The 13,311-nt window shown below is 36.9% G+C and carries 12 protein-coding genes and 2 rRNA genes; 7 read left to right on the top strand and 7 right to left on the bottom strand.

Going from position 1 to position 13,311, the window contains the following annotated elements; all coding sequences use genetic code 11:
- Positions 1-124 precede the first annotated feature (124 nt).
- Positions 125-1,840, top strand: a complete 1,716-nt coding sequence (locus O5640_RS09900; RefSeq protein WP_269612305.1) for a tetratricopeptide repeat-containing sulfotransferase family protein — start codon at positions 125-127, stop codon at positions 1,838-1,840.
- A 90-nt stretch (positions 1,841-1,930) separates the two neighbouring features.
- Here the strand turns inward: O5640_RS09900 and O5640_RS09895 are convergent, their stop codons facing one another.
- Together O5640_RS09895 and O5640_RS09890 are read right to left on the bottom strand one after the other, a co-directional pair.
- Positions 1,931-2,206, bottom strand: a complete 276-nt coding sequence (locus tag O5640_RS09895) for a DUF1651 domain-containing protein (RefSeq protein WP_269612304.1) — start codon at positions 2,204-2,206, stop codon at positions 1,931-1,933.
- A gap of 307 nt (positions 2,207-2,513) precedes the next feature.
- Positions 2,514-2,699: a hypothetical protein gene (locus O5640_RS09890; RefSeq protein ID WP_269612303.1), complete on the bottom strand. Its 186-nt coding sequence runs from the start codon at positions 2,697-2,699 to the stop codon at positions 2,514-2,516.
- 228 nt (positions 2,700-2,927) lie between these two features.
- On the opposite strand from O5640_RS09890, the gene O5640_RS09885 reads away from it, so the two are divergent.
- Together O5640_RS09885 and O5640_RS10865 are read left to right on the top strand one after the other, a co-directional pair.
- Positions 2,928-3,098: a hypothetical protein gene (locus O5640_RS09885; protein ID WP_269603941.1), complete on the top strand. Its 171-nt coding sequence runs from the start codon at positions 2,928-2,930 to the stop codon at positions 3,096-3,098.
- A gap of 649 nt (positions 3,099-3,747) precedes the next feature.
- Positions 3,748-3,849, top strand: coding sequence for a DUF4278 domain-containing protein (locus O5640_RS10865; RefSeq protein ID WP_420063688.1), 102 nt, complete (start codon positions 3,748-3,750; stop codon positions 3,847-3,849).
- Positions 3,850-3,909: 60 nt separating this feature from the next.
- Here the strand turns inward: O5640_RS10865 and O5640_RS09880 are convergent, their stop codons facing one another.
- Entirely contained in the window at positions 3,910-4,593 is a 684-nt protein-coding gene (locus O5640_RS09880; RefSeq protein WP_269612295.1) for a TVP38/TMEM64 family protein, read from the bottom strand.
- Between the two features lie 143 nt (positions 4,594-4,736).
- Positions 4,737-5,012 carry a hypothetical protein gene (locus O5640_RS09875; protein WP_269612294.1) on the bottom strand — a complete coding sequence of 92 codons (276 nt, stop codon included), beginning with the start codon at positions 5,010-5,012 and terminating at the stop codon, positions 4,737-4,739.
- Positions 5,013-5,264: 252 nt separating this feature from the next.
- Here O5640_RS09875 and O5640_RS09870 point away from each other — a divergent pair, with 252 nt between their 5' ends.
- Together O5640_RS09870 and O5640_RS09865 are read left to right on the top strand one after the other, a co-directional pair.
- Positions 5,265-6,644 (top strand): aldehyde dehydrogenase family protein, encoded by a 1,380-nt coding sequence (locus O5640_RS09870; protein WP_269612292.1) that lies wholly within the window; start codon positions 5,265-5,267, stop codon positions 6,642-6,644.
- 45 nt (positions 6,645-6,689) lie between these two features.
- Positions 6,690-7,550 (top strand): lytic transglycosylase, encoded by an 861-nt coding sequence (locus tag O5640_RS09865; protein ID WP_269612291.1) that lies wholly within the window; start codon positions 6,690-6,692, stop codon positions 7,548-7,550.
- Between the two features lies 1 nt (position 7,551).
- Here O5640_RS09865 and O5640_RS09860 read toward each other — a convergent pair whose 3' ends face one another.
- Positions 7,552-8,601, bottom strand: a complete 1,050-nt coding sequence (locus tag O5640_RS09860) for a hypothetical protein (protein ID WP_269612290.1) — start codon at positions 8,599-8,601, stop codon at positions 7,552-7,554.
- Positions 8,602-8,805: 204 nt separating this feature from the next.
- Here O5640_RS09860 and O5640_RS09855 point away from each other — a divergent pair, with 204 nt between their 5' ends.
- Together O5640_RS09855 and O5640_RS09850 are read left to right on the top strand one after the other, a co-directional pair.
- Positions 8,806-9,024, top strand: a complete 219-nt coding sequence (locus O5640_RS09855; protein ID WP_269612289.1) for a photosystem I reaction center subunit IV — start codon at positions 8,806-8,808, stop codon at positions 9,022-9,024.
- 13 nt (positions 9,025-9,037) lie between these two features.
- On the top strand, positions 9,038-9,886 hold the full coding sequence (locus O5640_RS09850; protein ID WP_269612288.1) for a DNA-formamidopyrimidine glycosylase: 849 nt from the start codon (positions 9,038-9,040) through the stop codon (positions 9,884-9,886).
- Between the two features lie 46 nt (positions 9,887-9,932).
- Here the strand turns inward: O5640_RS09850 and rrf are convergent.
- Together rrf and O5640_RS09840 are read right to left on the bottom strand one after the other, a co-directional pair.
- Positions 9,933-10,049, bottom strand: a 5S ribosomal RNA gene (rrf, locus tag O5640_RS09845).
- A gap of 94 nt (positions 10,050-10,143) precedes the next feature.
- Positions 10,144-13,019 (bottom strand): 23S ribosomal RNA (locus O5640_RS09840).
- Between the last annotated feature and the right edge of the window lie 292 nt (positions 13,020-13,311).

Below are 13,311 nucleotides of genomic sequence, written 5' to 3'. Positions count from 1 at the left end.
AAGAGCACCTAAGTAGAGCCAAAGACCCCTGAATGGGGTCTTTTTTTATTTCTAAAACAGCAATTTGGACGTCGGTAGAAAGATATTATGGTCAAAAGAAGAAAAGACCCTGAAATTTTTAAATATGAAAGGCTTTGGAGAGCAGCAAAAATCTAAAAAGAAAAGCAATAAAAAAACCAAACATTCTAAAGAAAAAATAATCAATCAAGCAATTCAGTTTCATCTAAAAGGAAATATTCAAGAAGCTACAAAATATTATCAACAGATAATAAATCAAGGATGTAATGATCACAGAGTTTTTTCTAATTATGGAGTCATTTTAAAAGATCTTGGAAAATATCAAGATGCAGAGTCATCTACTCGTAAAGCAATTGAACTCAATCCCAATTTCGCTAATGCTCATTCCAATCTGGGAATAATATTAAGTGATGTGGGCAAGTTAGAAGAAGCAGAATTATCATATCGCAAAGCAATTTTAATCAAACCTGATTACGCAGAAGCTCATTCGAATCTAGGCAATTTATTAAGAGACCTCGGAAAATTTAAAGATGCTGAAAACTCTTATCGCAAAGCAGTTGAACTCAAGCCTAATTTCACAGAGGCTCATTATAATCTAGGAAATATATTTAGAGTTCTAGGAAAATTAGAACAGGCAGAAATATCAATGCTAAAAGCCATTGAACTTAATCCTAACTTCTCTGCTGCTCACAATAATCTTGGAAACATATTAAAAGATCTTGGCAAGTTTCAACAAGCAGAAATATCAATACTAAAAGCCATTGAACTTAATCCTAATCTAGTTAAAGCATACTTTGCTCTATCAACTCTTAATCCCTCAAATAATAAAAATAAATGGCAAGATAAACTTTTCTCTGAAAGCATATTAAATCATTCAAGAGAAAAAGATCAGGTTGATATTTTTTTCGCTAGGGCCAATATACTAGAAGAAAAATATGAGTTCTCACAAGCTTCCAAATATCTAAAAAAAGCCAATAACTTGAACCGAAATATATATGGTTCAGATTATTTAGATATTACACGTAATATAAATATTTTCGATCAAGAGTTGCAAGAAAATAAAATTTTATTAAATTATACTAGGAATTTTCCAATTCCAATTTTCATATTCGGAATGCCAAGATCAGGTAAAACAATTACTGAATCTATACTTGCTTGTAATAATAAACTAACAAAATTGGGAGAGAACCCATCACTAGAGAAAGCAATCAAAATATATCTAGAGGCAAAAGAAAATTCACTTAATCCAAGTTTATTAAAACTCTATTATGATTATATACAAGCTGATTATATTGGCAAACAATTTATTTCTGCAACAATTCCAATAAATGTATTCAATTACGGTTTAATTATCAGCGAAATAGAAACAGCAAAGGTTATTTATTGCTATAGAAATCCTTTAGACAACATCAAAGAAATCTATAAAAAGAATATGGGAAATAAGCACACTTACTCCTGCTCTATAGATGAATCAGCAAAGCTTTGGATAGAAGTTTATGCTTTAATGGAAAAATACAAAAAAAAGTATAGTTCTAAAGTATATTTTCTGAATTATGATAATCTAGTCACAAATACTGAAGAAGAAATAAAACATCTTCTTAATTGGCTTGGATGGGAGAATGACATTAAATATATAAAGCCTAATCTAGATCCAACAACAATAAAAATAACAAATAAATTTAATTCAAAAATAATAAACAAAAATGAAATATCTAGCTGGAAAAGTTATCAAGATCTTTTGAAACCAGCAATTAAAATATTTAATAGTAACACAATGTTTAAAATGAAGTTCAATCAATATTTATCAGAGTTCAATCAATAACTCATAATTTTCCCGACAAACACTATTTCACTTCACATCTGATAAAACACAAATAAACCGGGTTCCATAAGCTTTTTTGATAATGCCCCACTATGCAGCGGCATCATTAATCTGATAGTCAACCAACTCCCAATCATTAGATAGGAGCTCATTCCAAGTTTCATGGGCAGATTCATAGTCCAATCGTCTTGTGTTCTTCAATTTGGTTGGAATCCCTTCTTCAGTGCAATACCAAAGCTGGGTGAAGACAGTCGGTGCAATCATGACCGATTTCGGATCTCGAATAAAAAACAAGCAAAAATCTCTGGCAGGAGCAACTAACCACCCTGATGGAGTTGGCAATGCTTCTCTTATTGGTTGGCTCATTTGCATGACTCAAGAGACAAAAAGCACCCGCCTATAAGATGCTTTAATCGCCGTTTTAACTAAGATTAAACTAATACAAATTTACTACTTTTGTCTGCCAGGTCAAGTCGCAGATTCCCTTCTCATTAAAAAGGGGGTGAGATTTTGATCACCCCCTTTTTGAGTTCAGCACTCTTGTATCCAATTGAACTATCCACACTGACTAACCAACCATCTACTGGAACGGAAGTGCTAGAACTCCTAATGCATTTTTAGCAAATCTAGATCTGGTGAACATGAGAAAAAACTCCTGTTAGTTCAATGTTTTTTAGTAGTCCATTGAGCAGTTACCAAACTGCAAGCATTCATTCTCGTAATCGACCTCATCAAAATCAGTTTCATAATTCGAAACCAGATCACACCAATCGTTCCCTTGCATAGGAACTCCACAAGATTTCGAGAATGTTTCCTTTACGTCTTCGATTGCATGTTTAAAAGGATTACCGCATGACATGGTTAGACCTCCTAATAGTTCCTTGCTTTATATCTACTTCCACTAATCAAAAATATCTATGCAGAGAACCCAACTGTAGAAATACTTTGGTGTTCTCACCCATATGAATTTCCATTTAAGAGGAGTACAACAAAATCAGGAGTCAAAACACTTCAATCTCTGGGGTGATGAACTCGAAGAGAGTAAACACATACACACATACCCCCTTACTTAATTCGAGGTATCTCTATGACTAGAAAAAGAGACAAGATCTGGACAGCAATTATTGCAACTAAGCAATGGTTCACCAAACTTTTTACAAGTGAAGCAGATGCTTTAGTTGATGACTTCGGAAATAATCCACCACCAGAGATAGGAACTCAATCTTATTCAGGAGATATCCACGATAAAGGAGACTGATTTAATTAATTAACAATGGTATTAAGAAAGGGACCCTGCTGCTTCAGCGACCTTGAGTCCCTCTCTTCATGTACAGAACGGATTGTGTGAGGAGTTGTTCTGCTTTTCCTTTTCTAATCAATTCCACCAAGGGTCTGCATCCGAAAAAATTCCTAATTAGATATCGTCCTCACTGTTTCCGAATGGGTTGTATCTGATATCAAAAATCAAAACTAATGCTGTGCTTAAAAGCAGTAATCCTAAAACAACTTGGGGAAGTGGAAATATGATTAAACCATCCTAGAAAAGGAACAAAAAAACCGCCCAGTTCTGTTAGGGCGGTTTCTTTGTGAGATCAGGCGCAAGTGTTTCCTTGTTTCCACTGCGGAGGATCTCAACTCCTCACAAATTAAACTTAATCAACGTTTTTGATAAGAGGTAGGCTGAGTATTTGAGTTCTTCAACTGTCACAGATCATAAGCATTGATAAAGTCTTGCCTAAGCAAAGACAGTCAACTTTATGTAACAAGGTGAACATCGACAATAAAATATTATGTTTATAGTAAATCTGTAGCAAAAACTACCAAAAACGTTCAACTCATTAAACGATGAGCCGCAGTTTGACTCAAGCCAAGGAACGGGGACTTGAGCATATTTCGGAGAAAAAAAAATGTCTTTAACCTACAGAGGTCTAAAGTACAACCAGCAAAAAGCAGTTGTAGAAAAGCAGCATGTACAACTTACATACAGAGGTAAGTCTTACCAAAGCTAGAGACAATTAAAGTTTCTATTTGCCCTTGATTTCTTAAGGGCTTTTTTTTTTGCAAATTAATTACTTAATAATATTAGATTTTTTATTTAAATATATATTTATAATTGCTAAAGTGAAAATTATTAGAAAAGATGTTATGAATAGAAAAAGATAATTTCCAGAAATCATATCTAATTCTCCATTTAATATTTTTTGTAAGAAGTTTTTCAATCCAATATCCTTAATTCTTCTTGCAGCAAAACCACTAGCAACAAAAGGGGAATCTGAGATTATTATGCTAAAAATCAAAGCAGGCATAAACCTTTTCCAAGTTATCTTTGTTAGTCCTATTGCATAGCAAACAAAATCAAAGAACCCTGACATCAGAAGAGCTGTCATAAGGAAATAATTATTTTCTAGATAATCTTGACTAATGCTTTCAACTTTTCTCATTTGCCTTGAACCGAGTAATCTACTAATATAACTTCTTCCTAATTTTCTGGCCAGCATAAATGATATTGAACAAGAGAAAAAATCTGCAAAAAATATAATAATTAGTCCCTGCGTAAAGCCAAACTGAAAACCAGCAGCAGCGGAAAATATTGTCCCAGGTAAAACTGGTATTATTATACTAGTGGATCTTAATATAAATAATAAGAATACTAATATTAAACTAAAAAAATTATTTGAATTTAAACCGCTTACAATTTTATAAAAGAAATCACTAATGATATCAGTATCTAGAAAAATAATATTAGTAGTCAAAATAACAACGAAGACAGTTATTATTACGCACCTAAAGTATTTACTTATAAAAAAATTAATAGTCATAAAATATTTTCAATCAAACACTAATTATATCTTGAAAATATAGTAATGAAATTATTAAAAAATTGCTATAGGGCTCACTAATTTTGTTCAAACTTTATACTGCACAAAGTATTAGCCTCTGTTAGAGGCATTTCTCCGGAGTTCCATTTTTCATATACACATGTATAAAAGGGTTCATTCAAACTACTTAAATCATTTTTTTGATCTATTAATTCTCTTAGATATTTAGCTTTAGCCCTAAGATATTCTTTTTTATATAACCAGTACATCACCTCAGCAACACCTACAAAAGCTAAGGAGAAAATAAAAACAACAAACAAATGATTAATCAATCTTTCACTTCTAGGGATCACATCTTAGGCCTAATATCCAAAACAAGTAACTCGTTAATAATACTCAAAAGCTTTTTCTTTATTGTTACTGAAAGCAGTGGTTATTACCTTTAATAGTTTTAATTACTATTCTTATTAATCTTCAGCAGTCAGCATCGTCCTTTAAGCGCATAGCAGTCAAAACCGAGTTAAAATAACTATGGGTCTATTTTCTAGACCTTAACCTCAATGAATGATTTATTTTGTTAGAAGGAAGAAAAATCTTAAAGAACAATGTCATTAGAAGATTTCTCACTTAGTCAATTACAAGATCTAGTTTTATCTGGCAAGACAAGAAATGAAAAATGGAGAAGGGAACAGCTTCATTCTCTATCAAATTTATTAGAAAATCATCAGAATGAAATCTTAAATGCTTTAAATAAGGATTTAGGAAAGCCCGCGACAGAAGCTTTCTTCGAGATTATCGCTGTCAGACAGGAAATAAAACTTGCACAGAAAAACTTATCCAATTGGATGAAGACACGACAAATCAATGTTCCAGTTTCGCTTAAACCAGCTCAAGCATTGATCCAGCCAGATCCGTTGGGCTGCATACTGATAATTGGTCCATGGAATTATCCTTTTTCTCTAACTCTTCAACCATTAGTAGGAGCATTAGCCGCTGGGAACACTGCTGTTTTAAAGCCCTCCGAGCATGCTCCTAACGTCTCAAATCTGATAAAAAAACTCATAGAAAAACATTTCCCTCTAGAGATCGCGCAAGTTTTTGAGGGAGATGGAAACATTGCTGCTGATTTAATGACTCGACAATTTGATCACGTCTTTTTTACAGGTGGCGAAAACATAGGGAAAAAAGTAATGGAAGCCGCTTCAAAAAATCTCACTCCAGTAACTTTAGAACTTGGGGGGAAAAGCCCAGCTGTTGTTATCGATGGAGCAAATCTAGAAGTAACTGCTAAGAGAGTCATATGGGGGAAAAGTCTAAACGCTGGTCAAACATGTATTGCTCCTGATCATTTACTAGTTGAGCATAAACTTTTTGATTCATTAATTTCTAATTTAAAAAATTCGATTAATGATTTCTACGGCAATACTCCTCTGCATTCAAAGCATCTGGGAAGCATTATCAATCAAAAACAATTTAACAGACTTAATAATTTACTAAAACATGCAAAAAATAATAACCAGATAATCTATGGAGGAGATAGCAATGAAAAAGAAAAAAGAATTAGCCCTACTCTGATCAAAATCGAAAATCGAAATGATCCACTAATGAAAGAAGAACTTTTTGGTCCATTGCTACCTATTTTGAGTATTAAAAATCTCGACCAAGCCATTTCAGATTTCAAGTTATTACCCAAACCCCTTGCTCTTTATCTTTTTGGAGGCGGTGAAAATGAACAAAGGAAAGTACTATCAATGACCTCTTCGGGAGGTGTTTGTTTTAATGATGTTGTTCTACAAGCAGGAATACCAGAACTTCCATTTGGAGGTGTCGGAACAAGTGGTATGGGAAAATACCATGGCAAGGCTGGGTTTGATAACTTTACTCATTATAAATCAATCTTAAAAAGACCCTTTTGGCTAGATCTAAATTTCAGATACCCGCCTTATAAATTGGATTTATCTTTACTTAATAAATTAATAGGTTAAGCTAAATTTAATATCTACAATATAAATTATTAATTTAGACTAGAGATGAACAAAAATATAAACACAACTCTTGGTTTGTTTTATATTAATAGTATTATCTTTCTTTTATCAATATTTATTTTAGATGTTAATGCAGAAACAAAGATTATCGCAAAACGTGGCGATACCCTTTTCAAAATATCCAAACAATATGGAGTTCCTCTAAAAGAACTAATGTATAAGAATAATTTCAACGATGCGACAAAAATAATAGAAGGAGAAATGATAATAATACCTCTTAAATTAAATGCTAAAGACAATAAAAATGAATATCTAAATTATAAAGTTGTTGAAGGAGATACTCTTTATAAAATTGCAAGAAATTACAATATTAATCTAAATGATATTCTTTCCTTAAATAATTTAAGTAATGATTCATATATTAAGCTTGATCAGATTATCTTATTACCAAAAGGAGCTACCTATAAGATAGAAAATAGAAGAGAAAATATTAAATTAGCTAGTAAGAAAGTTTTTTATCATAAAACTTCTAGAATAGAAAATCTTTCAGCCATAGCAGAGATTCACAAAATTTCAAAAGAAAAAATTAATACCTTGAACAAATTAAATGACCCTATAAAGATTAATCCGAACATAAAATTAAAAATAAGAAGAAGTAAAGAATCAAAATGGTTAAAATATGGATCAATAACAATCAACTGGACAGACTGGACATACTTTGATGGCAATTATGTCGCTCAAGCAAAAACAAAGAAAAATACATATTTCTATCTAGCTGTTAACTGCACAAAGAGAGCATTAAATAACACATTAGATAATTCGTACTGGACAAACTGGTATTTTCCTAAAACTGATTTTGAGTTTAAATTAATTAATGATTTTTGTGATCAGGATTTTAATTTTTAAATTATTTATTAATTCCAAGAGATGGAGGTTCCAACCTTTCAGCGTCTTCCTCAACAACTTGCAATCTCAAAGATTTCCCCCCTGAAAGTTCTCCTAGAGAAACTCTTATAGTTGAACCGGTTAGCGTTTGAAGGGTATCTAAAAGCTCTCTTAAATAGGGTGTACTACTTCCAGACTCAATCCATAGTCTCTCTTGTAAGCCTTCTAATCTTTTCCAAGCAGAATGAAACTTTAAAATACAACTCTCTATAGTTTTTGCTTGTCCAAAAGCATCTGAAAGTATTCCTAAAGAATCTAACCTCAGAGCTTCTTGAGTAGCTTTATCTAAATTTAAATTCTTATTATGAAAAGCTCTTAATGCTAGAGAAGCATCTAAAGACTTCCCCATCCATTTAGCGGTATTCGTCAAATCTTTTACTGAATCAATTTCAGGATTTTCTCTTAAAGTTTCGCATATTTCCTCTTGCTGAGTAGGCGTCAACTTTGATAATTCTCTTACCAATGGCGCAACAAACTTGGCAGGCAATAAATTTGATTGCGTTTTTTCTCTAATTTCATCAGGCAAAAGAGAACTGGTTGCAGCCATAAATTGATCAGTTAAGTTTTTTACTTGTCTTCTAGTTATGTCCTTCCCTTCATTAGCAGCCTCTGAAATCATATGTTGAATCTCAGGTTCCGCGTTTGCCGTTTCAATAAAAGCTCTTTTTGAAAAATTATTTACACTTGATTCTTCAAGAATTCCTTCAACCACCAAATTATCAGAGGAATCAGCTAATTGAATCAGAGAATATGCTTTGCTTTTACTTATTTCCATCTCTCTTAACCACTGCAAAAAGCCTGTACCTCTACCATCCCCTCCCCTCTTTTCTCTATCTCTTACAACACGTAAGATCCTTCCGCGCCATATTTCGGTTTGCAAGTCAAACTGCTCACAAATTGACCATGCATTCTCTAATCTCTCGATGAAATCAATATTACTTAATTCGTCTTGCTCAGGATCAGGTAAATCAAAACTTAGAGAAGAGGGGTCTAAAGATGGCTTTGATATCACAAAAAATAAATTCTTTTAATGTTCAACACTTCAAAGCTAATTGAAAATAAACCCAAAAATCAATATGAATTATTTTTGTCTGAAACTATAAAATCTACTAAAAGCGATCTAGTTTTTAAGATACCAGCGACAGTCTGTGACACAAATACAAATATCTCCTGTTCTGAGAGATAATAATGATAATAAATTATTTAGAGAAGTCAGATGAGCTTTGCTAGAAAAGATAAGGTTCGCATTTTGCGCCAAGAATCATACTGGTTCAATCAAATTGGAGAAATAGTCTCTATCGATAAATCTCCTTCAATGAGATACCCAGTAACTGTAAAATTTGAAAAATGTGATTTCAAAGCTTTTAGTGGTGTAGATGGAGGTGCAAATACCAGTCAGTTTTCAGCAAAAGAATTAGAAGCTGCCGCAAGTTAGTAGTTTATTACTTTTGCCAGAATTACCTGAAGTTGAAACAGTTAGGAAGGGACTTGAAAAACTTCTTAATGATTTTTATATTGAAAGATTAGAAGTATTAAAAGAACGCTCTATTGCAAGTTATGGTGGATCTAAAAGTTTCATAGATAATATTAAAAATAGTTATTTAGGTAATTGGCAAAGAAGAGGTAAATATTTAATAGGATCACTACATACAAAGGATAAAAGTAGCAAAGGTTTTTTAGTTGTACATCTTAGAATGACAGGCCAATTTAAATTTCTAGAGGAACCAATACTCCCATGCAAACATACCAGAGTTAGGTTTTTCAACGGAATAGGTAAAGAACTTCGTTTTATAGATATTAGAAATTTTGGACAGATGTGGTACGTACCAACCTCGAAATCAGTCCCAGAAATCGTATCAGGAATTAAAAGATTAGGGCCAGAGCCATTTAGTTCTGAATTCAATAGTAGATATTTAAAAGAATATTTAAAGAATAAAACTCGCTCAATTAAATCTGCATTATTAGATCAAGAAACTGTTGCTGGTGTTGGGAATATATATGCAGATGAGACATTATTCGATGCGGGTATTAATCCAAAAACTAAAAGTAGAAATTTAAAAAGCTCTGAATTAAAAAGGCTTTGCAATAGTCTTATCAAAATTTTAAATATAAGTATCGGAGAAGGAGGAACTACTTTTAGTGACTTTAGAGATTTAGAGGGAATTAATGGAAATTATGGTGGACAAGCCTGGGTTTATAGAAGAAGTGGTAAAAGCTGTAAAAGATGTGGAGATAAGATTTTGCGAGAAAAGATCTGTGGGAGGAGTACACACTGGTGTCCTAATTGCCAAAAATAATTGATCATTAAAAAAAGAGCCCTAAGGACTCTTTTTTTAATATTTTACCTGGCATTGAGCTATTTTCTCAGGGGGCTACCCCCCAAATATCGTCGCCGCTGATGCGTTTCACAACCGAGTTCGAGATGGATCGGAGTGGTTCCACATCGCCATGAACACCAGGATAGTAAGTGTGACTTATGAACCCTGAAGACTGCATAGAAGTTATTAAAAATAAGAAAGAAAAAATAAAGCAATAATTTGAATAAAAACAAAAGAAGGTCAAGCCCTCGATCTATTAGTACTCCTCCGCTGCATCTGTTACCAGACTTCCACGTAGAGCCTATCAACGGGTGTTCTTCCCGTGATCTTACTGGTTTAAACCATGGGAATACTCATCTTGAGGTGGGCTTCCCACTTAGATGCTTTCAGCGGTTATCCACTCCGCACATGGCTACCCAGCGTTTACCGTTGGCACGATAACTGGTACACCAGAGGTGCGTTCCTCCCGGTCCTCTCGTACTAGGGAGAAATCCTCTCAATATTCCTGCGCATACACCGGATATGGACCGAACTGTCTCACGACGTTCTGAACCCAGCTCGCGTACCGCTTTAATGGGCGAACAGCCCAACCCTTGGGACCGACTTCAGCCCCAGGTTGCGATGAGCCGACATCGAGGTGCCAAACCTCCCCGTCGATGTGAACTCTTGGGGGAGATCAGCCTGTTATCCCTAGAGTAACTTTTATCCGTTGAGCGACGGCCCTTCCACTCAGAACCGTCGGATCACTAAAACCGACTTTCGTCCCTGTTCGACTTGTAGGTCTCACAGTCAAGCTTCCTTCTGCTTTTGCACTCGACGACTGATTTCCAACCAGCCTGAGGAAACCTTTGTGCGCCTCCGTTACCTTTTAGGAGGCGACCGCCCCAGTCAAACTGCCCAGCAGATACTGTCCGTTTCCCGGATAACGGGTAAACGTTAGATCTCTAGCTCTGAAAGAGTGGTATCTCACCGTTGACTCAGTAGCACCCAAAAGCACTACATCAATGTCTCCCACCTATCCTGCGCATTCAGAGCCCGAGAACAATACCAACCTGCAGTAAAGCTTCATAGGGTCTTTCTGTCCGGGTGTATGTAGTCCGCATCTTCACAGACAATTCTATTTCGCCGAGCCTCTCTCCGAGACAGCGCCCAGATCGTTACACCTTTCGTGCGGGTCGGAACTTACCCGACAAGGAATTTCGCTACCTTAGGACCGTTATAGTTACGGCCGCCGTTCACCGGGGCTTCAGTCACTAGCTTCGCTTACGCTAACCAGCTTCCTTAACCTTCCGGCACTGGGCAGGTGTCAGCCCCCATACATCGTCTTGCGACTTAGCGGAGACCTGTGTTTTTGGTAAACAGTCGCCTGGGCCTCTTCACTGCGACCAGCTCGCGCTGGCATCCCTTCTCCCGAAGTTACGGGACCATTTTGCCGAGTTCCTTAGAGAGAGTTATCTCGCGCCCCTCGGTATTCTCTACCACCCCACCTGTGTCGGTTTCGGGTACTGGCAGTTATGCCTTAACGGGTATAGGGATTTTCTTGGAAGCATGACATCACCAACTTCGCTGCCGTAGCAGCTCGTACTCACGCCTCAGCTCAGAACGTTTTCTCCGTTCCTCAAAGCCTTGAACGCTTGAACCAGTAACCAACATCTGGATTGGCTAGCCTTCTCCGTCCCCCTTCCCAAAACATAACTGGTACAGGAATATTGACCTGTTATCCATCGACTACGCCTTTCGGCCTGACCTTAGGACCAGACTAACCCTCCGCGGACGAGCCTGCCGGAGGAACCCTTAGGGTTTCGGGGCATGGGATTCTCACCCATGTTTTCGCTACTCAAGCCGACATTCTCACTTCTATGCAGTCCACGCCCGCTTACGCTAACGCTTCACCCCACATAGAACGCTCCCCTACCATTTATAAATAAATCCGCAGCTTCGGTACAACACTTAGCCCCGTTCATTTTCGGCGCAGGATCGCTCGACCAGTGGGCTATTACGCACTCCTTTGAGGATGGCTGCTTCTAAGCAAACCTCCTGGTTGTCTGGGCAATCCCACCTCCTTTATCACTTAGTGTTGATTTTGGGACCTTAGCTGGCGGTCTGGGCTGTTTCCCTTTCGACTATGGAGCTTATCCCCCACAGTCTGACTGCCTAGTTACACACAGGGTATTCAGAGTTCATCACGATTTGGTACCGCTCTCGCAGCCCGCACCGAAATGGTCGCTTTACCCCCCTGCTGGAGCACTAGACGCTACGCCTCAACGTATTTCGGGGAGAACCAGCTAGCTCCTGGTTCGATTGGCATTTCACCCCTAACCACAGCTCATCCGGTGACTTTTCAACGTCAGTCGGTTGGGACCTCCACTTGGTATCACCCAAGCTTCATCCTGGCCATGGTTAGATCACCAGGGTTCGGGTCTATAAACACTGACAAAACGCCCTATTCAGACTCGCTTTCGCTATGGCTCCACCATTTTCGGTTTAACCCGCCAGTGCCTATAAGTCGCCGGCTCATTCTTCAACAGGCACACGGTCACCCGATAAGTCGGGCTCCCATTGCTTGTAGGCTCATGGTTTCATGTTCTATTTCACTCCCCTCCCGGGGTTCTTTTCACCTTTCCCTCACGGTACTGTTTCACTATCGGTCACACAGGAGTACTTAGCCTTACGAGGTGGTCCTCGCAGATTCACACGGAATTCCACGTGCTCCGTGCTACTCGGGATACAGATAGGCTAACTCTCCTTTCGATTACGGGGCTTTCACCCTCTGTGGCGCGCCATTCAAGCGCTTCTTCTAGGTTTGTTAGTCCACATTTCTGTCCCACAACCCCGATAGTCGAAACTATCGGTTTGGGCTATTCCCCGTTCGCTCGCCGCTACTTAGGGAGTCGTTATTTACTTTCCTTTCCTCCAGCTACTAAGATGTTTCAGTTCGCTGGGTTGGCTCGTGCCAGTCTATATATTCAACTGGCCGTTCTAAGGGTTGCCCCATTCGGAAATTCCCGGATCAAAGCGTGTATCCAGCTCCCCGAGACATATCGCAGGTAACCACGTCCTTCATCGCCTCTGTGTGCCAAGGTATCCGCCATGAGCCCTTTGTAGCTTGACCTTAAATACAAACACAAAATCAATTGTGCTCGGCTTTTACTCAAGAATTAAACATGAATTCTGTATTTAAAACTTAGCTTTGAAGCTAAATTTTTAAACAGAATTATGCATCCATGAGATGCTTTATTCTTTCTAATCTATGCAGTTTTCAAGGTTCTACTGAATTCTCATGGTGTAAAACCATGTGAGCCCAGCATATTATCAACTTGATAAAGATGATAAGAAGCTAGGTTCTATTCAAATAGACAATCAAAGTCACACCTAAAATTTTTCTCCGGAATTTAGTTACCAGG

This window comes from Prochlorococcus marinus str. MIT 0912 (genome assembly GCF_027359595.1).
GTDB lineage: Bacteria > Cyanobacteriota > Cyanobacteriia > PCC-6307 > Cyanobiaceae > Prochlorococcus_B > Prochlorococcus_B marinus_C.
The sequence above is the reverse complement of the archived record's forward strand: the minus strand, read 5'-3'. Positions and strand labels throughout refer to the sequence as shown.